This window comes from Sideroxydans sp. (genome assembly GCF_054604835.1).
The window spans coordinates 364,174-382,103 of record NZ_JBTSFG010000001.1 but is presented as its reverse complement, the minus strand read 5'-3'; the positions used below and the strand labels follow the sequence as shown (position 1 = coordinate 382,103).

17 protein-coding genes are annotated in these 17,930 nt (G+C 60.9%); 9 read left to right on the top strand and 8 right to left on the bottom strand.

Features of this window, described 5'->3' with window-relative positions:
- Positions 1-19: 19 nt before the first annotated feature.
- Positions 20-1,060 carry a selenide, water dikinase SelD gene (gene selD / locus ACYCZ5_RS01855; protein WP_461543063.1) on the bottom strand — a complete coding sequence of 347 codons (1,041 nt, stop codon included), beginning with the start codon at positions 1,058-1,060 and terminating at the stop codon, positions 20-22.
- Between the two features lie 17 nt (positions 1,061-1,077).
- Here selD and mnmH point away from each other — a divergent pair, with 17 nt between their 5' ends.
- Both mnmH and ACYCZ5_RS01845 read left to right on the top strand, forming a co-directional pair.
- A complete protein-coding gene (mnmH, locus tag ACYCZ5_RS01850) occupies positions 1,078-2,130 on the top strand; it encodes a tRNA 2-selenouridine(34) synthase MnmH (protein WP_461543062.1) in 1,053 nt (350 codons plus the stop codon).
- 252 nt (positions 2,131-2,382) lie between these two features.
- Complete coding sequence (locus ACYCZ5_RS01845; RefSeq protein ID WP_461543061.1) at positions 2,383-4,497, top strand: methyl-accepting chemotaxis protein; 2,115 nt, start codon at positions 2,383-2,385, stop codon at positions 4,495-4,497.
- A 64-nt stretch (positions 4,498-4,561) separates the two neighbouring features.
- Here ACYCZ5_RS01845 and alr read toward each other — a convergent pair whose 3' ends face one another.
- Positions 4,562-5,626, bottom strand: a complete 1,065-nt coding sequence (alr, locus tag ACYCZ5_RS01840; RefSeq protein ID WP_461543060.1) for an alanine racemase — start codon at positions 5,624-5,626, stop codon at positions 4,562-4,564.
- Positions 5,627-5,773: 147 nt separating this feature from the next.
- On the opposite strand from alr, the gene lplT reads away from it, so the two are divergent.
- Positions 5,774-7,000 carry a lysophospholipid transporter LplT gene (gene lplT / locus ACYCZ5_RS01835; protein WP_461543059.1) on the top strand — a complete coding sequence of 409 codons (1,227 nt, stop codon included), beginning with the start codon at positions 5,774-5,776 and terminating at the stop codon, positions 6,998-7,000.
- Between the two features lie 28 nt (positions 7,001-7,028).
- Here lplT and ggt read toward each other — a convergent pair whose 3' ends face one another.
- The gene (gene ggt / locus ACYCZ5_RS01830; protein ID WP_461543058.1) at positions 7,029-8,750 is read right to left on the bottom strand and encodes a gamma-glutamyltransferase; all 1,722 of its coding nucleotides are present in this window, start codon (positions 8,748-8,750) and stop codon (positions 7,029-7,031) included.
- A gap of 126 nt (positions 8,751-8,876) precedes the next feature.
- Between ggt and ACYCZ5_RS01825 the strand changes: the two genes are divergently transcribed.
- Complete coding sequence (locus ACYCZ5_RS01825; protein WP_461543057.1) at positions 8,877-10,046, top strand: EAL domain-containing protein; 1,170 nt, start codon at positions 8,877-8,879, stop codon at positions 10,044-10,046.
- A gap of 19 nt (positions 10,047-10,065) precedes the next feature.
- On the opposite strand, the gene ACYCZ5_RS01820 is transcribed toward ACYCZ5_RS01825, so the two are convergent.
- The gene (locus ACYCZ5_RS01820) at positions 10,066-11,325 is read right to left on the bottom strand and encodes a diguanylate cyclase domain-containing protein (RefSeq protein ID WP_461543056.1); all 1,260 of its coding nucleotides are present in this window, start codon (positions 11,323-11,325) and stop codon (positions 10,066-10,068) included.
- A gap of 198 nt (positions 11,326-11,523) precedes the next feature.
- On the opposite strand from ACYCZ5_RS01820, the gene ACYCZ5_RS01815 reads away from it, so the two are divergent.
- Genes ACYCZ5_RS01815 through ACYCZ5_RS01795 form a run of 5 tightly spaced genes read left to right on the top strand, consistent with a single transcriptional unit; the run spans position 11,524 to position 15,638 of the window.
- On the top strand, positions 11,524-11,718 hold the full coding sequence (locus ACYCZ5_RS01815; protein ID WP_461543055.1) for a hypothetical protein: 195 nt from the start codon (positions 11,524-11,526) through the stop codon (positions 11,716-11,718).
- A 13-nt stretch (positions 11,719-11,731) separates the two neighbouring features.
- Positions 11,732-13,204: a 2Fe-2S iron-sulfur cluster-binding protein gene (locus tag ACYCZ5_RS01810; RefSeq protein WP_461543054.1), complete on the top strand. Its 1,473-nt coding sequence runs from the start codon at positions 11,732-11,734 to the stop codon at positions 13,202-13,204.
- 49 nt (positions 13,205-13,253) lie between these two features.
- The gene (locus ACYCZ5_RS01805; protein ID WP_461543053.1) at positions 13,254-13,673 is read left to right on the top strand and encodes an NfeD family protein; all 420 of its coding nucleotides are present in this window, start codon (positions 13,254-13,256) and stop codon (positions 13,671-13,673) included.
- A 19-nt stretch (positions 13,674-13,692) separates the two neighbouring features.
- Positions 13,693-15,012, top strand: coding sequence for a leucine-rich repeat-containing protein kinase family protein (locus tag ACYCZ5_RS01800; RefSeq protein ID WP_461543052.1), 1,320 nt, complete (start codon positions 13,693-13,695; stop codon positions 15,010-15,012).
- Positions 15,009-15,638, top strand: a complete 630-nt coding sequence (locus tag ACYCZ5_RS01795; RefSeq protein WP_461543051.1) for a 3'-5' exonuclease — start codon at positions 15,009-15,011, stop codon at positions 15,636-15,638. The genes ACYCZ5_RS01800 and ACYCZ5_RS01795 overlap by 4 nt, the downstream gene beginning before the upstream one ends.
- 3 nt (positions 15,639-15,641) lie before the next feature.
- On the opposite strand, the gene ACYCZ5_RS01790 is transcribed toward ACYCZ5_RS01795, so the two are convergent.
- The 4 genes from ACYCZ5_RS01790 to ACYCZ5_RS01775 are packed head-to-tail and all read right to left on the bottom strand — an operon-like array spanning position 15,642 to position 17,797.
- Positions 15,642-16,295, bottom strand: coding sequence for a HEAT repeat domain-containing protein (locus ACYCZ5_RS01790; RefSeq protein ID WP_461543050.1), 654 nt, complete (start codon positions 16,293-16,295; stop codon positions 15,642-15,644).
- The gene (locus ACYCZ5_RS01785; RefSeq protein ID WP_461543049.1) at positions 16,292-17,095 is read right to left on the bottom strand and encodes an SDR family oxidoreductase; all 804 of its coding nucleotides are present in this window, start codon (positions 17,093-17,095) and stop codon (positions 16,292-16,294) included. The genes ACYCZ5_RS01790 and ACYCZ5_RS01785 overlap by 4 nt, the downstream gene beginning before the upstream one ends.
- Positions 17,092-17,376, bottom strand: a complete 285-nt coding sequence (locus ACYCZ5_RS01780) for an acylphosphatase (RefSeq protein ID WP_461543048.1) — start codon at positions 17,374-17,376, stop codon at positions 17,092-17,094. The genes ACYCZ5_RS01785 and ACYCZ5_RS01780 overlap by 4 nt, the downstream gene beginning before the upstream one ends.
- On the bottom strand, positions 17,369-17,797 hold the full coding sequence (locus ACYCZ5_RS01775; protein ID WP_461543047.1) for a secondary thiamine-phosphate synthase enzyme YjbQ: 429 nt from the start codon (positions 17,795-17,797) through the stop codon (positions 17,369-17,371). The genes ACYCZ5_RS01780 and ACYCZ5_RS01775 overlap by 8 nt, the downstream gene beginning before the upstream one ends.
- Between the last annotated feature and the right edge of the window lie 133 nt (positions 17,798-17,930).

Here is a 17,930-nt window from a genome sequence, read left to right as displayed (position 1 = left end):
AGGAGGCAACGACGGCAGCTCAGACCACCGCGACGCGTGCAGCCCCGGCGCGCATCTCACCGACCACCGCCGCCTGCGCAAATCCCGCCGCAGCGAATGCCGCCAGCACAGCCGCCACGCCTTGCGGCGCGACCGACACCAGCAAGCCGCCGCTGGTCTGCGGATCGGCGACCAACTGACGCTGCCATTCCGGCAACCCTGCCGCGAAATCCACCTCATGACCGTAGCTCGCCAGATTGCGCGCGATGGCACCGGCCACGATGCCCTGCTGCACCAGCGGCAACGCCTCGGACAAGGTCGGCACCTGATCGAAACGTATCGTCGCCCCCAGACTGGATCCGCGGCAAACCTCCAGCAGATGACCCAACAGACCGAAACCGGTCACATCGGTCAGCGCATGCACGTCCGGCATCGCGGCCAGCTCGCTGCCCACGCGGTTCAGCTTGGTCGTGGTCTCCATCATCTGCGCATAACCGGCGTCGCTCAGCAGCTCTTTCTTCATCGCGGCGGCCAGTACGCCCACCCCCAGCCCCTTGCCGAGGATCAGCACGTCACCGTCACGGGCCGCGTTGTTCTTCTTCACATGGTCGGGATGAACGATGCCAAGCGCGACCAGTCCATAGATCGGTTCCGGCGCATCGATGGAATGGCCGCCCGCGATGGGGATGCCCGCATCACGACACACGGATTCGCCGCCTTCCAGGATGCGGCGGATGGTGTCCGGCTGCAGCTTGTCGATGGGCATGCCGACGATGGCCAGCGCCATGATCGGCGTACCGCCCATGGCGTACACGTCGGAGATGGCATTGGTGGCCGCGATGCGCCCGAAGTCGAACGCATCGTCCACGATCGGCATGAAGAAATCGGTGGTGGCGATGATCGCCTGCTGGTCGTTCAGACGATAGACCGCAGCATCGTCGCTGCTCTCGATACCCACCAACAAGTCGGGGAACGGCATCGCATGTTTGGTCTTGCCCAGTATCTCCTGCAACAAACCCGGTGCGATTTTGCAGCCGCATCCGCCGCCGTGCGACAATCGGGTCAATTTCACTTCAGACATCTTCACTCCCACCACTCATGTTATTCAAGACCGCGAACCTATCACAGCTCGGTGACTTTGACGAAATCATCGATGTGCGTACCCCTGCGGAATTCGCCGACGACCATATCCCCGGCGCGATCAACTGCCCCGTTTTATCGGACGAAGAGCGTATCACCGTCGGCACCCTGTACAAGCAGGTCTCGCCGTTCGAGGCACGCAAGGTGGGCGCGGCGCTGGTGGCGAAGAACATCGCCCGGCATCTGGAAACACGCTTCATGGACAAGCCCAAGTCGTGGAAGCCGCTGGTCTATTGCTGGCGCGGCGGGCAGCGCAGCGGCGCGATGAGCATCATCATGGGACAGGTCGGTTGGGCCGCGCACAAGCTGGAAGGCGGCTACAAGACCTACCGGCGCGACGTGCTGGACAAGCTGGAAACACTGCCCGCGCGCTTCAGCTTCCGCATCGTCTGCGGGCCGACCGGCTCGGGCAAGAGCCGCTTGCTGGATGCATTGACCGCAAAGGGTGCGCAAGTGCTCGACCTCGAAGCACTGGCCCATCATCGCGGCTCGGTGTTGGGCGGCATTCCATCGCAGCCGCAACCCTCACCCAAATCGTTCGAGACGGCACTGGTACAGGCCATGAGCAGATTCGACCCAGTGCGCCCGGTGTTCGTCGAGTCCGAGAGCAGCAAAATCGGCCGCCTCACCGTCCCCGCCCCCTTGATCGCTGCGATGCACAGCAGCGCATGCGTATTGCTGGATACCTCGCGTGAAGCGCGCATCGCGCTGTTGATGGAGGAATACCAGCACTTCATCAACGATCCCGAGACACTGATCAAAAAGATCGAGATCCTCAAGCCCTTCCACGGCGCGAAGCGCATCGAGGAATGGGAAGGTTTGATACGAGCCGGGAACTTCGAGACGCTGGTCGATGAACTGCTGACGCTGCACTACGACCCCGGCTACCAGCGCTCACACGACAGCCATTACGGCGATATGGAACATGCGCATCCGCTTGTGCTGACCGACACATCTACGGCCGCCATGCGAAAAGCCGCCAGCGAACTATTGCAAGCGATCAGCGCCTGAGCGGCGCATCGCGCCACCTAGTCTTTCTGCATCCCTTCGTCTCCGCACACCACGCGGCCATCCTTGCTTGCGCACGCATCCCCTTGTCAATAAAGTGGTTTTGGCGACCTTTCGCATGTCAAACTGACACCGTTTTCCCTCGCTACTCCGTGCTTTGCCTTGCGGCACCGTGGATAGACTGTTCATCAGGATTCAACTTACCCCTACTGCGGTCGATAGCTACATAGTCAGCATCAAACTGAAGGAGAAGCCATGCGCAACAACCAGCCCGTCACCGGACGCGAGTACCCTTTCCCGCAGGGGCAGACCGTTATTTCCTACACCAACCAGAAGGGCCAGATAACCCGGGCCAACGAAGCCTTCATCGCGCTCTCCGGCTTCACTGAAAAGGAACTGATGGGGCAACCGCACAACCTCGTGCGCCATCCCGACATGCCGCCGGAAGCCTTCCGCGATCTGTGGGACACGATCAAGAAAGGACGCCCGTGGAGCGGTCTGGTGAAGAACAGGCGCAAGGACGGCGATCATTACTGGGTGCGCGCCTATGCATCGCCGCTGGCGGACGGTAGCGGTTATGTCTCAGTCCGTGTCGCCGCGACGCGGCAGGAGATCAGCGCGGCAGAGGCGCTCTATGGCCGCATGCAGAACGATGACCGTATCAAGCTGGATGAAGGTCAACTCGCCCCGCGCTCCCTGCTCGGCAAACTCGGTGCCATGTTCGGCAACATGCGCATGGTCTCGCGCCTGTGGCTACTCTCTCTCAGTGCCCTGGCGGGCTTCGTGGTGGCTATCAGCGTCGGCTGGATGGGCGTGAACGCTGCCACCAAGGGCCTGCAAAGCGTATATGAGGATCGCGCCGTACCGATGTACGACCTGAGTCAGATAGATTCCAAGATACGCGAGAACTACAACGATCTGGTGCTGGCGTTCCAGCACGACCCGTCCGGCGCGCTGGCATCGCTGCACGGCCATCCCGTAACGCGTCATCTGGAGAACGTCAGCAAGCGCAAGGACGAGATCAACGCGCTGTGGCAGAAATACATGGCGACCACCCTGACAGAGGAAGAGAAGGTGCTGGCGGCCGATGTCGATGCCCAGCGCACGGCTTGGCAGAAGAAGATCGCCGAGACGGTCAACGCCTTGTCACAGAACAACTACAGCAAGGATGCCCTGCAGAACCTGCTGGTCGCCGGACGCGAGGAACGTGCGGCATTCCACGTTTCGCTGGACAAGCTGGTCTCTTACCAGACCTCAGTCGCCAAGAGCGAATACGAGCAGGCTCTGACTACCGCGAAACTGGATGCCCTGATCTTCGAGATCCTGCTGGTTGCAGGCACACTCGGACTCCTGCTGCAATCCTGGTTCATCATCCGTCGTATCCGCAGCGGTCTGCAAGCCGCGATCGATGCAGCCAACGCCATCGCCGCCGGCGACCTGACCAAACCGCTGCCGGCCGCCAGCAAGGACGAACTGGGCGATCTGGTCGCCTCGCTATCGGTGATGCGCAACAACCTGCATGAACTGATCGCCAACGTGAGAGAGGGCATCTCCGCCCTGAACATCACGTCCGGCGAAGTCTCCAGCTCGGCCCAGAGCAGTTCCAAGGTCACCGAGATGCAGTCCGAAGCCGCTTCCGGCATGGCCGCCGCAATGGAACAACTTTCCGTCTCCATCGACCAGGTGAGCGAGCACGCCAAGGAAGCCTATGCGGTCAGCCAGACCTCCAGCAAACAGGCGACCGAAGGCGGCAGCATCATCCAGAACACGGCATCGGAGATGGAACTCATCGCCACCGCCGTGAACCATGTCGCGACCAGCATACGCAGTCTGGAAGGCTATTCCGACCAGATCACCAGCATCGTCAACACCATCCGCGAGATCGCCGACCAGACCAACCTGCTCGCGCTCAATGCCGCCATCGAAGCGGCACGCGCCGGTGAACAGGGTCGCGGTTTCGCCGTGGTCGCCGATGAAGTGCGCAAGCTAGCCGAACGTACCGCGACCTCAACCAAAGAGATCGGCAGCATGATCGGCAAGATACAGGAAGGCACCAAGCAGGCAGCCCAGGAAATGGAAGTCAGCGTCAAACGGGTGAGCGGCGGCGTCGATCTGGCACGTCAGGCCGGCAAATCGGTGAGCAGCATCAACGAAGCGGCCCAGCAAGCGGCGCGCGCGGTGGACGACATCACGGCGGCGATACAGGAACAATCATTGGCCGCACGCGACATCGCGGAGCGCATCGAGAAGATCGCACAAGGGACGGAAACGAACAGCATGGCCGCTGCCCAGACCGCCTCCTCCGCGCAACAGATGACTGCGCTCAGCAAGCAACTGGACGAACTGGCGGGACGCTTCCGTATCGCCTAGTCTGTTTGACTCCAAAAAATACCCGCCGAATATTGGCGGGTATTTTTTACGTCTGCGTTACTGATTACGCCTGCGATACAGGCACGCGCGGTGCCAATGCGCACAGCAATTCATAACTGATGGTACCGGCGGAGCGCGCCACCTCGTCGATCGGCATGCCCTCTCCCCATAACACCACACGACTGCCGACGCGCGCATTCGGCAATGCGCTCAGATCGACACTCAGCATATCCATCGACACCCGCCCCAGCGTGCGCGTGCGCTGCCCGTCCACCAGGATGGACGTGCCGGTCGCGGCATGGCGCGGATAACCGTCGGCATAACCGCAGGCCACTGTGCCTATGCGCATGGCGCGCTCGGCACGGAAGGTCGCACCGTAGCCGACCGCCTCCCCCGCCTTGATGTCGCGCACCGAGATGAGCTCGCTGCTCAGCGTCATCACCGGCTGCAATCCCAGCGCTTCCGCACTGGCATCGCCGAACGGGGAACTGCCATAGAGCATGATGCCGGGACGCACCCAGTCCGCATGCGCGGCGGGATGACGCAGGATGGCGGCGGAGTTGGCCAGCGAGCGGGGATGGTGGCGATTCGCAGTGAGTTGTTCGAACAGGGCATGTTGTGCCGACACGCCGGGTGCTTCGTCCGCCTGCGCAAAATGGGTCATCAGGGTGACCTCGCGCACGGCGCGATGCGACTTCAGGCGCTCCATCACGGCGGGGAACTCCTGGGCCGAGAAACCTAGCCGGTTCATGCCGCTGTTGAGCTTGAGCCACACCGAAAGCCCGTTCTTGCGCGGGTAGGCATCCAGCCATTCCAGTTGTTGATGACTATGGATCACGGTCGTCAGTTCGTACTCGGCCAGCAAAGGCAGTTCGTCGCGCGAAAAGTAACCTTCCAGCAGCAGGATGGGCTGGCGGAAACCGGCGTCACGCAAGGCCACCGCGTCGCGCACATCCAGCAAGGCGAAGCCATCGGCATCGTTCAGGGCCCTGGCAGTCTGCAGCAGACCATGCCCGTAGGCATTAGCCTTTACCACCGCCATCACGCGCGCCGATGAAGCACGGCGTACCACACGCAGATTGTTGCGCAATGCGGAAAGGTCGATATGAGCCTGGATAGGGCGTGACATGGATACTCTGCAGTGAATAAATCGTGGCGCGAATGATAGCAGGCCTCATTTCGGGCGAGATTCGAAAAGTGCCTGCTGTATCGAGAATTTAACAATCACCCGGAAATTTCATGTTATAAAACGCCGTCACTCCAACCCATACCTATCGTGAATCGCGGCTTCTACACCATCCTCGCAGCGCAGTTCTTCAGTGCGCTCGCCGACAATGCTCTGCTGTTCGCCGCCATCGCACTGCTGAAAGACCTTGCCTCACCCAGCTGGCACACCCCGGTCCTGCAACAGTTCTTCATCTTCTCCTACATCCTGCTCGCCCCCTTTGTCGGGGCTTTCGCCGACTCGCTGCCCAAAGGGCGAGTGATGTTCATCAGCAACCTGATCAAGCTCGCCGGCTGTATCGCCATGCTGGCTGGATTGCATCCCCTGCTCGCCTATGGACTGGTCGGGCTGGGTGCCGCGACCTATTCGCCCGCCAAGTACGGCATCCTCACCGAATACCTGCCGCCCAGCCAACTGGTGAAGGCGAACAGCTGGATGGAAGGCCTCACCGTCGCCGCCATCGTGCTCGGTGCGGTGATCGGCGGCATCCTCATCTCGCCCACCATGTTCGCACCGCTGGTCGAATCGCTGAACATCCCGCTGCTGGACAGCGTGCCAATGTTCGCCATCGCCATCATCTTGGTGCTCTATGTGATCGCGGCCGTGTTCAACCTGTACATCCCGCACGTCCCCATCGACCATAAGCCGCTGAGCCGCGACCCGATCGCGCTCACCAAGGACTTCTGGCACTGCTTCAAGTTGCTGTGGAAGGATCCGCTGGGGCAGGTCTCGCTGGCGGTAACCACGCTGTTCTGGGGCGCGGGCGCGACGCTGCGCCTGCTGCTGATCGGCTGGGCGGCGGTCGCCCTCAACTACGACATCGGGCAGGCCGCCCAACTCACCGCATGGTTCGCCATCGGCATCGCCATCGGTTCGGTGCTGGCGGCGCGCTACATCACGCTGGAACATTCGGTGAACGTGCTGCCGGTCGGCATCGCGATGGGGTTGGTCGTGCTGCTGATGATCCCGATCTCCAGCAGCATGCTGGCCGTTCTACTTCTGATCGTGATGGGCGCGATGGGCGGTTTCTTCGTGGTACCGATGAATGCGCTGTTGCAACATCGCGGCCACCTGCTGATGGGCGCCGGCCGTTCCATCGCGGTGCAGAACTTCAACGAGAACATCAGCATCTTCGCCATGCTCGGCCTGTACGCCGTGATGGAGAAGATGGAGCTGCACATCTTCATCATCCTCACCGTGTTCGGTCTCATCCTCTCCGGCGTGATGAGCCTGCTGTACAAGAAACACCGCCACGATCAGGATAGCGGCGCGATGTGATCGGATGCGATAGCTGTTCGGCTATCGCTCAGTATCCCAAGGCCAGTCCCGTGTTGTGACGCGGATCGTTCGCGCCGTAGTAACGATTTTCCCCCACCGCTGCACCGCCCAGCTTGGGCGCACCGATCAGGATCGCCGTCACATGGTTGGCATAGCCGGTATCGCTGAAATTCTGCCCCCATGATTCCAGCACACTGCGGGTATCCGGACTGAGCGCGTATCGTTCGACGAAGGTCGTATCGGGCAACCACTGCTGGTGGAAGCGCGGCGCATCCACCGCCTCCTGGATATCCATGCCGTAGTCAATCACGTTAAGGATCACGTGCATCACCGCGGTAATGATGCGGCTGCCGCCCGGCGTGCCCACCACCATCAGCGGCTTGCCGTCTTTCGTGACGATGGTCGGGCTCATCGAACTCAGCGGGCGCTTGCCCGGCGCGATCACGTTCGCCTCGCCCTGTACCAGACCATAACTGTTCGGCACGCCGACCTTGACCGTGAAATCGTCCATCTCGTTGTTGAGCAGCACGCCCGTCCCCGCTGCGGTGACCTTGGCACCGAACGCGCCGTTCAAAGTGTAGGTGACCGACACCGCATTGCCCCACTTGTCCACGATGGAGTAATGCGTGGTGTTATCGCCTTCATGCGGCGCGACACCGGGCTTGATCTGCATGGAGATGCCCGCCTTGTCATTCTCGATCTTGGCGCGTATCTGCGCGGCATAGTCCTTGTCGAGCAGACGTGACAGCGGGTTGTCCACGAAGTCCGGATCACCCAGATAGCTGTTGCGATCCACATAGGCATGGCGCATCGCCTCGATCTGATAGTGCACCGCCTGCGCCGAATGGAAGCCCAGTGCAGGCAATGGATAGGCTTCGAGGATGTTCAACATCTCGCACATCGTCACCCCGCCCGAGCTTGGCGGCGGCGCGGAGACGATGCCGTAGCCGCGATAGCTGCATTCAATGGGCGCCAGTTCGCGCGTACGGTATTGATCCAGATCGGCCTGCGCGATGATGCCGCCGTTCGTCTGACTGCTTGCCACCAGCGCGGCAGCCACCGGTCCCTGATAGAACCCGGCACTACCTCGCTTGCTGATGTGCTGCAAAGTGCGCGCCAGATCTTTCTGCACCAAGCGCTGACCGACTTGATAAGGCTGTCCACGATTCAGGAAGATCGCCGCGGATGGCGCATCTTTTTTGAATGCCTGCGTCGCCATACCCAGCATATTGATATCGCTTTGCCCCAACACGAATCCGCGCTGCGCCAGTTTGATCGCTGGGGCTATCACCTTGCTGCGCGGCAATGTGCCGTACTTCTCCAGCGCATATTGCAAGCCGGACACTGTACCCGGCACGCCAACTGCCAGATGCCCGTCCGTGCTCGCCCCCTGCACCACATTCCCGTCACGGTCAAGATACATACCAGCTGTCGCTGCCAGAGGCGCTTTCTCGCGAAAATCAAGAAAGGTCTTGCGGCCATCCGCCAGCATGAGCGTCATGAAGCCGCCACCGCCCAGATTGCCCGCCACGGGATACACCACCGCCAGCGCATAGCCCACCGCCACCCCGGCATCCACTGCATTGCCGCCCGCCTTCAGCACATCCACGCCGACCTGCGTGGCCAGATGATGCGCCGTCACCACCATGCCGTGCTCCGCCGCGACCGGTGCGGGCGAAGCGGCCCAAGCACTGCTGTGCAGAATGATCGATGCAGCGAGCAGTACTCTGGCGGATAAACGTAGTCTCATGGCGCACTCCAATGTGTTGTGACCCATCATCCCCGGCGGAATATATAGGCCATCGTTCTTCTTGATTGAATCCGGCAAAGGTGCGAATGTACGCGCACCTTATCGCTGGCTGACGGCAAAAATACCATGACACTGGACAGGCTAGATAGAAAGCATTTCAGCAAAGACCAATACATCTTCTCCGAAGGGGATGAAGGCGGTTGCGCATACATCATCGAATCCGGTGAAGTGGAGATCATCCAGACTTCGGGCACCGGCGATCTGCGTCTGAGCCTGCTCAAGGCGGGTGAACTGTTCGGCGAAGTGGCCTTGCTCGATCAACACCCCCGCACCGCGACGGCCCGCACCACATCCGACACCATATTGATCCAGATCGAGCGGCAGCTGGTGCAGGAACTGCTGGATCGCAGCGACCCCATCCTGCGTCATCTGTTGCAAGTCATCCTGGAGCGCTTCCGCAACAATCCCGGACACGAAACACATCACACATCGACACCGGATCAAAGCCCGGAAAGCGTGCAGTCACGCAGAGAGTTGCAAGGTGCCGCCACGCAGAAACTGTCGATGGCACACGGCATCACGCGCGCGCTCAACCAGAACGAGTTCGAGATGTATTACCAGCCGATCTGCGACCTGAAGGACGACAGCGTGGCGGGCTTCGAAGCGCTGATCCGCTGGCATCATCCGACCGATGGCCTGATCCCGCCCATGGACTTCCTGTGGCTGGCCGAACAGACCGGACAGATCCGCCAACTCGGTTTGTGGACGCTGGAACGCGCTTCACGCGACTGGCCGCGTCTGCGCGAGATGACCAAGCATGACACTCCCTTCGTCAGCGTCAATCTGTCCGCCCGGCAACTGACCGGCGACAACCTGGTGGACGATGTGATCGCCATCATCACCCGCCACGGCATGCCGCCCGAATCGCTGAAGCTGGAACTGACCGAGACGGTGATGGTGGAACAGCCCGCACTCGCCATGAACATCCTGAGTCGGCTGATCGAGCTCGGGTTCAAACTGGCACTGGACGACTACGGCACCGGCTACTCTGGACTGGATAATCTGCAGCGTTATCCCATCGGCACGCTCAAGCTGGATCGCGCCTTCGTCGCCCCCATGCTGACATCCAAGCAGAGTCTGGAGATCGTGCGCTCCTCGATCGCGCTGGCACACACGCTGGGGATGTCGGTGGTGGCAGAAGGTATCGAGACCCGCGAGACGCGCGATGCGCTGGCCGATCTGGGTTGCGATTACGGCCAGGGCTGGCTGTTCGGAAAACCCATGCCGCTAGCCTGAGTGCGACCCGAGTCGCCGCTCACATTTCGCTATACAACTTCCAGATGTTCTTGCCACTGTGTTTGGCACGGTACATCGCTTCGTCGGCCCGCATCACCAGTTCCTTGGCATCCTCGGCATCATCAGGGAACAGGGCGATGCCGATGCTTGCCCCCACCTTGCCTGACTGCCCATTCAGATCGAAAGGTTCTGTCAGGGCTTGCACGATCTTCTCTGCCACGAACACTGCGTTCTGTGACGCTTCGATGTTCTCCAGCAACAGGACGAACTCATCCCCGCCCAATCGCGCCACCGTGTCCGATTCTCGCACCGTCTGAAGGAAGCGCGCGGACACGCCCTTGAGCAACAAGTCGCCCGCTTCGTGACCCAGCGTATCGTTGATCTGTTTAAAACCATCCAGATCGATGAACAGCACGGCAAGATGGTGCTGTGTGCGTTTGGCAAGATTGATGGAATGGTCGAGGATGTTCAGGAACGAAGCGCGGTTGGGCAGACCGGTCAGGAAGTCAAAATGCGCCATGTGTGCGATACGCGCTTCCGCTTCCTTGCGTTCGGTGATGTCGCGCACGATGCCGATGAAATAGCGGTGTCCGCCCAGCATCATCTCCGAGGCGGAAAGCTCCATCGGGAAGACCTGTCCATTCTTGCGCACCGCTGTCACTTCACGCCCTCGGGTGCCGAGGATGTGACTTTCGTTGCTGTTCATATAGCGGCGCAGGTAGCCGTCATGCGCGCTGCGATCCGGTTCCGGCATCAACATCTTCACGTTCTGCCCCAGCACCTCATCCTGCATATAGCCAAAGATGCTCTCGGCAGCCGGATTGAACCCCTGGATGAGGCCCGACTCGTCGATGGTGATGATGCCGTCCATCACGTTCTGAATGATGGCCTGCAATTGCCCCTGGCTCTTCTCCAACTCGTTCTTGGTCTGTTTAAGGTTGGTGACCATCTGCCAGAACAGTTTCACTTCCGGCCCGCTGGTCACTTGCTTATCACCGAACACCTTGCGCGCTTCGGCAGCGACGGTATCGTCATGCGAAAGGTTGTAGACGATGCAATCCGGCCAGGCCTTGCATGCCTGCAGGGCGGACGCCGCACTGTGATAGACCGGCACACCGTACTTTGCCGCCAGCGCGAAGCCGGGCGCGTCGGGATCGGTGTCCGCGATGGCGACCACGGTCGCCAGATTGTCCGCCATGAACATCTCAAGCAAGGCGGAACCACCGCGCCCTGCCCCGATGATCACCACCGGATGTCCCGAAACGTTCCTTGCTTTCATAATCTCTCTCCCAGGTGCTGCGGGCCGATTCTTATTGATCGACACCCCGATTCTCTTTACGCCAGACTGCAAGATGCGCATAACCGATGAACATGCATCCCGCCTGACGTTGCCCCTTGCAGACACCGCGTGACCATCCCATGCATAGTGATTATCATGGACGTATCAGATGTACCTACATGTAACGGGGAGAATAGCATGCTTGCACCTTTTGCCATCGCCGCATCCCTCATCCTGACACTGGGTGCCTGCAGTCGCGACGAGCCGCCGCCACCGGTTCCCAAGCTCTTCGCAGAACAGCGCGACGCACTCGACAAAACCAAAGACGTATCCGCCATGCAACTGGAAGCGGCCGAGCAGCAACGCAAGGCGATGGAACAACAGACCCAGTGACCGGGCGCCCGTCATGACCAGATCGCTCAGCCTGACCCGCGCCGCCAGATTGACAGGCGTGACACGGGCCGAACTGCAAAGCCGCATCAAGCGCGGCGAGATGGTCTCGCACGACGGCATGATCACGGTCGGCGAACTGCTGGCCTGCTATCCCGATGCAAAACTTGAGGACACCGCCGAAACGCAGCGCATCGCGCAGATCAAGGAACGCGCCTTCGGCAAGCGTGTGTTCGAGCGCGCCCTGCCGGAACCGGAAGTACTGGCCGCGCGCCTCACCGAATTGAGTAAGACACTGGCCACCAGCCAGGCGCAGGTGGATAGCTTCAAAGCGCTGCTGGGCAGACTTTGGGACAAGCTCGACAGCACGCCCCAAATATCGACGGCAGAACTGAAGAAATGGTTAGCACAGGAGGTTGAATTGGCGATCGAACCCGGCTTCATCAACCCGCTCGCGATCAAAGACAATATCCTGCGCGTGATGACGGCACAGGTGACGATACTGCCCAGCCGGCACGATTTCATGGTCGAAGGCCACGACTCGCTGCTGGAAGCCGCCATGCGCGCCGGCATCCCGCTCAGTTACGGTTGCAGCGGCGGCAACTGCGGCCTGTGCAAGGCGAAGGTCGTCTCGGGCGAAGTGCGCAAGACGCGCAACCACGACTTCATCATCCCCGAGGCGGAGAAGACAGCGGGTTATGTGCTTTTGTGCAGCAACACTGCCGTCAGCGATGTGGTGATCGAAGCACCGGTGGCGGACAGCGTGCAAGACATCCCGTTCCAGCAGATCGAAGCGCACGTGAAGGCCATCGGCCATATCAACGACGACATCCTGCTGTTGCATCTGCAGACGCCGCGCACCAAGCGTCTGCGTTTCCTCGCCGGACAAGGTGTCACACTGCGGCTCGGCCTGTCGTTCACCGCCCTGCAGGCCATCGCCAGTTGCCCGTGCGACGACCGCAACCTGCTGTTCCACATCCATCGCCAGCCCGGCAATCTGTTCTCCGATTACGCCTTCGACAAGCTCAAGACACATGAGGTGGTGGAGATCGAAGGGCCGCAGGGTGAATTCATCCTGCACGAAAGATCCGCCCGTCCGCAGTTCTTCTTCGCGCTCGACTGCGGCTTCGCACCGATCAAAAGCCTGATCGAACACGCCATATCGCTGGAGGCGGAAGACATCTATCTGCACTGGATAGGATCGAGCAAACAGCACATCTACCTGCCCAATATCGCCCACTCCTGGGACGATGCACTGGACGACTTCCACTATCAGGAACATATCGCCGGATTCGATCTGCGCAACGTGAGCGGCAAGCGCGAAGACACGCTGGTCAAACTGTTGCAGGACATCCAGATCGCGGATGCCGCCATGCTGCAGGGGGACATCTACATCGCCGGGCCGGACGAAGCCGTCACCGTCGCCGAAAGATTCTTTCTGGAATTCGGATTGCCCAAGACCCGCTTGTCCGTGTCTCGCGTAAAATGACGCCCTGCGCGCCGCTGGCGCACCGAACAACGTAGCGGAGGGTGTCTGGATGGATCTGGTCTCATGGTTGGTGTATGGCGTGCTGTTCATGCTTGCGGAGTTCCTGTACGGCTCCATGTATCTGCTCGCCATCGGTCTGGCGTTCATCTATCCCGCCATCGCGCAGTACAACGGTGCTGCGACCAATATGCAACTCGCGGCCCTGGCCGCAGGCGCGGCAGTCCATGCGCTGGTCGTGTACCTCCTGCGCGCGCGCAAACACGGCGACGGCCCCGCGCCCGCCCGTCCCCAGATCGGCGAGCAAGTCGACGTGATCGAATGGCTGGACGAATGCAGTGCGCGCGTGATCTGTCACGGCCGTGAATGGCAGGCCGACAAGTTCGACAGCCGCATGCCGGACGCCATGCATGGCACCATCCACTCCGTACAGGGCAGCCGCCTCATCATCACCACCGAGCAAGCCGCTTGAGCTTGTTCAGTCCGCACTGATGCACACCATTGAAGCCCTGCGCGCCGGCGAGCTGGCCGGCGTACAACGTCTTGACCTCAGTTGCGGACTGAACGGATTCCCGCGCGAGATATTCGCGCTGGCCGACTCGCTGGAGATCCTCAACCTGTCCGGCAATGCGCTCAGTGCATTACCTGACGACCTGCCGCGTCTGCACAAGCTGCGCGTCATCTTCTGTTCCGACAATCATTTCACGCATGTGCCGGAAGTGCTGGGCCGCTGCCCGCAACTGGAGATGATCGGCTTCAAAGCCAATAGAATCGAAACGCTATCCGCCGCCGCTTTGCCGCCAAAATTACGCTGGCTCATCCTCACCGACAACCGCTTGCGCGAACTGCCACCTGAACTGGGAAACTGCGTCCGTTTACAGAAACTCATGCTGGCGGGCAACCAGCTGCAACACCTGCCTGACGCACTGAGCCACTGTAAAGACCTGGAACTGCTGCGCATCGCCGCCAACCGTTTCGAGCATCTGCCCGACTGGTTGTTCAAAATGCCGCGATTGGCCTGGCTGGCCTGCGCCGGCAATCCGTGCAGCGACATCAACGAAGCGGCCGCACTGGAACATCTACACATCACGCCGGTCGAGTGGCATCAACTGGAGATGCATCACCAACTGGGTGAAGGCGCTTCCGGCGTGATCCATCGCGCGCACCACCGCGAACGGAACGAAGCCGTCGCGGTGAAGATGTTCAAGGGCACGCTCACCAGCGACGGCCTGCCGCGCAGCGAGAAAGCGGCCAGCATCGCGGCCGGTGCGCATCCGGGCCTGATCCCCGTCATCGGCAGGATCAGCGAGCATCCCGAGCAGACGCCGGGACTTGTGATGTCGCTGATCGATCCTGCCTTCCGCAACCTGGCCGGCCCGCCCAGCCTCGCTTCCTGCACGCGCGACATCTATGCAGAAGACCTGCGCTTCACCCTGCCGATCGCGCTCAACATCGCCTGCGGCATCGCGGCCGTGGCCGAGCATCTGCATGCGCAGGGCATCATGCACGGCGACCTCTACGCGCATAACATCCTGTGGGACGACGCGGGCGACTGTCTGCTGGGCGATTTCGGCGCGGCCTCTTTCCTGCCGCTGGATGCACAGCAAGCCGCGGCCATGCAGCACATCGAGGTGCGCGCCTACGCCTGCCTGCTGGAAGAACTGCTGGATCGTTGCGAGAGCACAGATGCTGCGACCGTGCTGGCGCTACGCGACTTGCAGCAGCGTTGCGACAGCAAAGATGTAAACAGCAGACCCCTGTTCGCCGACATCCATCGCGAACTCACTGGATGGACCGACACCCTGCCATGACAAGAACCGCACCGAGCAAGACCGACATCGCCCTGATGGAACCCTTCAGCGGCCTGCCGCTGGAACGCATCCACTTGCCCACCACACAGCAAGGCTATGCCGCCGCCATGGCAGATATCCTGGCGGCGGGCATCGCCGGCTTCGATACCGAATCGAAACCTACCTTCTCTGTCGGCGATGTGAGCGAAGGGCCGCATGTGGTGCAGTTCGCCCTGCACGACAAAGCCTACCTGTTCCAGACCCACCGCAAGGATAGCCTTCCCTTCCTGATCGAGTTGTTGCAGTCACCGCAGTTACTCAAGGTCGGCTTCGGACTGCGCTCGGACGGCAAGCACATCCGCAACAAGCTGGGCATACGCCCCGGCGCACTGGTCGATCTCAATCAGGTGTTCAGCAAGGATGGTTTTCAGAAAGAGATGGGCGTGCGCAACGCGGTCGCGCAGATGTTCGGCCAGCGTTTCATCAAGTCACGCAAGGTCACCACTTCCAACTGGGCATTGCCGGAATTGAGCGCGCAACAGATGCTGTATGCGGCGAACGATGCCTATGCCGCACTGAAGGTATTGGAAGCGCTGCAACTGCCACGCGAGTCATTGCCGGTCATGTACGCCGACCAGACTGACTGAGACTCATGCAACAGCGCGCTTCTGTTTGAGGTTGTGCATCGCGTCGACCGCGATCTCGCGAACCTCTTCGTGCGCATCATGCAGACAGGCTTCCACATACGGCTTCGCGGCCGCACTCCCCGTCAGTCCGAGCAGATGACAGGCATCGGCACGCACACGATGGTCGGCATGACAGCTGAGTTCCGCCAGTTCGGGCAGCAATGCCTGCAAAGCGGGTGAGTAGCCATAAGATTCCAGCAAGGCACTCACACCCAGCCGCACTTCAAGATTCGCCGATGGATCGGCCACGATGGACAGCAAAGGTTTCAGTCGCTGGGTGTCGGCGTGGATGAAGGCACTCGCCTGCACATAACCGCCTTGCGTCAGCAGGTGCGCGACGTAGTGCGCCTTACCCTCTTCGCCATGTGCCCAGTCTACCCACTGCCGCAACTCGCCCAGGGTGTGCGCGCCTGTCAAAGTGAATATGCCCAGCTTCAACCAGGGAGCGCTGCGCACCTCATACTGCCGTGCCAGTTCCGGTTGCGCGCTGGCATCCACCACCCGCACATCCGCCACCTGCCCTTCATGCTGCAAGGTCTGCAACGCGTGCTTCACCGTCGCACAATGCGGGCAGTCGGGCGTCACGAACAACAGGGCGTCGGGCGGATAGTTGGTCATGGCAGCCAGTCGTCCAGCGCGCGCTCCGTCCAGCGCCACAGCGCATCGTCCAGTTCATGGTCGGCGGCCAGTGCGGAGCAGGGAGTCTCCTGGCGATCCTCGAAATAACGCCCTGTCACGCCCTGCACCTTGGGCGAGGTCGCCAGATAGACCGAGGTGCGCGCACCGTTCTCCAGCGTATCGCCCTTCATGTTGAAACCGGTGTGCAACAACTTGGTATCGATCACGCCCGGATGCAGACTGTTGGAACACAGCCATGATTCGCGCTCCGCCAGCGCGTTGGCGAACAGGGTGTCGGCCAGTTTGGAATTGGCGTAAGCGTGATAGGCATCGAACTCGCGTTCAGAATTCATGTTGTCGAACGCGATGCGTCCGCTTTGATGGGCGACGGAACTCACCGTCACCACCCTCGGATCGCCCGATCGCTTCAGCAGCGACATCAGCCAGCGCGTCAGCACGAACGGCGCAAAATAATTCACCGCCATCGTTTTCTCGAAACCGTTCGGCGTCAGTTGCCGCTCCGCCATGTAAACGCCCGCGTTGTGCAGCAGCACATCCAGCCTGGGCAGGCGCGCATTCAGTTCCTGCGCCATCTGCACCACCTGCCCGAGATCGGCCAGATCGGCACAAGCGGTCTGCAATTTCGCATCCGGCACTGATTGCCTGATCTTGTCCGCCGCCTGCAGCGCTTTCACCGCATCACGACTATGCAGCACCACCTCGTGACCGAGTAGCGCCAATTCCCTTGCCGTTTCCAATCCGATGCCGTCCGTCGCACCGGTAACCAGTATCGTGCTCATGCATCACTCCGTATTGCAAAATCCTCAAAGCTGCCGCTGCCCTCAGCCACGTCCACGCGCGACACCTGTGCCAATTCCGGCCCGCGATGCGCCCAAGCCAGCAACGCGTCCACTGCGGCCGCCTCACCCTGCACCATCGCTTCCACCGTGCCGTCGCTGCGGTTGCGGCACCAGCCATTCACACCCAGCTTCTCCGCCTCGCGCCGCATCGAATCGCGATACCACACCCCCTGCACACGGCCGTGCATCACCATATGCAAGGTCTTCACCTCATCACGCATCCCGCTCTCCCTGCACCGTCACCACGATGTTACGACTGCCGCCGTGGTTGCGATGCTCGCACAGATAGATGCCCTGCCAGGTGCCCAATGCCGGGCGACCGTTCGCCACGGGGATGTTCAGGCTCGCGCCGAGCAGACTGCATTTTATATGCGCGGGCATATCGTCTGCACCCTCATCCTGATGCCGGTAGTAAGGTTCATCTTCCTGCACGGCGCGGTTGAACCACTGCTCGAGATCCAGCCGCACGGTCGGGTCGGCGTTCTCGTTCAGCGTCAGCGATGCCGACGTGTGCCGGATGAACACGTTCATCATACCTATCCTGAACTCACGCAATTCCGGCAAGGCGCGCAGCACCTCGTCTGTCACCAGATGGAAGCCGCGCGCGCGGGGTTGCAGTCTGATCTCTTTTTGTAACCACATGGTAATAAAGCCTGAAATAACAATCGGGTCGCTGCTTCATGTAATATCGGCGCAACGGGAGTTGGCCGCGTAGTGAAAAGGCTATCTCTTCCCGGCGTCTATTACAACGCAAAACACACGATCCATGAACGCA